The organism is Streptomyces sp. NPDC059832 (assembly GCF_042731715.1).
Taxonomy (GTDB): domain Bacteria; phylum Actinomycetota; class Actinomycetes; order Streptomycetales; family Streptomycetaceae; genus Streptomyces.
In genome coordinates this window covers 1-1,303 of sequence record NZ_JBHWIY010000115.1, presented here as the reverse complement: position 1 = coordinate 1,303, position 1,303 = coordinate 1, and the positions used below count along the sequence as shown (strand labels likewise).

Genomic DNA, 1,303 nt, shown 5'->3' with positions numbered 1-1,303 from the left:
CGACGGCTTGGCGTCGGCGGCGCCAGTTCGACCAGCTCAGTGCGTGGTGTAGCCCTCGGTGTCCGCTCAGGTGCGGGGGCCGGGCACGACAAGCTGCCAGGAGTCGCCGAACCTCCGCCACTGTGAGCCCGATGACCCCGGCTGTCTCACCGGTTCCGCCCCTTTTTCCGGGGGCTGGTGCGCCGTGGCGGCCAGGAAGGCGTGCGCGAGCATGGCCAGGGTGATGTGCCGGTACCAGCCCACGTAGCGGCGGACCTCGTACTCGTCCAGGCCGCACTCGTTCTTCGCGGCCTGGAAGCACTCCTCGATCGCCCAGCGTGCCCCGGCGACCCGCACCAACTCCTGAACCGTGGTCTGCAGGGGTGCGTAGGCGAGGTAGTAGGCGATCTCGTCCGGCTTGCTGATGCTGCGACGGGCCAGTGCCCACCGCATCCGGTGAGGCATCTCGCCCTGGTAGTCGAACTCGGCGACGGCCGGCAGCCGCACCGCTGCCCAGTGGTAGATGCGGGGTCCCTTCGCGCCGTCGCCGCATGAGATCTTCTCCCACGCCTCGTCCGGGGCCTGTGCGAACAGAACATCGATCCGTGAACAGCCCACGCTGAATTGAGACTTGGGGACCGCCAGCACGTAGCCGACGCCCGACTGTTCCAGCAGCCGGCGGAAGCGGTTGTCCTGACCGTAGGCGGAATCCGCGGTGACCCAGGTGATGGGCAGCGGCGAGGCGAGAGCCCGCAGCACCATGTGCCGGGCCAGTTCGCCCTTGGTGGCGAACTCCCGCTCGTCGGGGACCCTTGCGGTGCGGCAGCGTTCCCGGTCCTCGGTCCAGGATTTCGGGAGGTAGAGCTCGCGGTCGACCAGGGCCCGGCCGCGGGCGGAGGCGTAGGCGGCGAAGACGCCGATCTGGCAGTTCTCGGTCCGGCCGGCGGTTCCGGAGTACTGGCGCTGGACCCCGGCGGAGGTGATGCCCTTCTTGACGAAGCCGGTGTCGTCGATGATCAGGACGCCGCCGGCCTCGCCGAGCTTGCCGGCGACGTATTCCTGCAGGCCGTCGCGGATGTCATCGGATTCCCACTTCGCACCGGCGAGGAGGTGCTGCAGGCCGTCGGGGGTGGAGTGACCGGCCTGTTCGGCCAGCTGCCAGCTGTTCTTGCGGGCCACCGGGGCGAGTAGCCCGCGTACGTAGTCACGCATGCGGCGGCGAAGCTCAACACGGCCGAAATGATGGCCGATGGTCAGGAAGAGATCGTCCAGTTCCAGGTCCCACTGCGCGGTGGCAGACTCGGTGATCACCCTTGGAGGCTGC

General features: G+C 68.8%; 1 protein-coding gene. It reads right to left on the bottom strand.

Features of this window, described 5'->3' with window-relative positions; translation table 11 throughout:
- Positions 1 to 66: 66 nt before the first annotated feature.
- Complete coding sequence (locus tag ACFV8T_RS45600) at positions 67 to 1,290, bottom strand: IS701 family transposase (RefSeq protein WP_385339810.1); 1,224 nt, start codon at positions 1,288 to 1,290, stop codon at positions 67 to 69.
- Positions 1,291 to 1,303 lie beyond the last annotated feature (13 nt).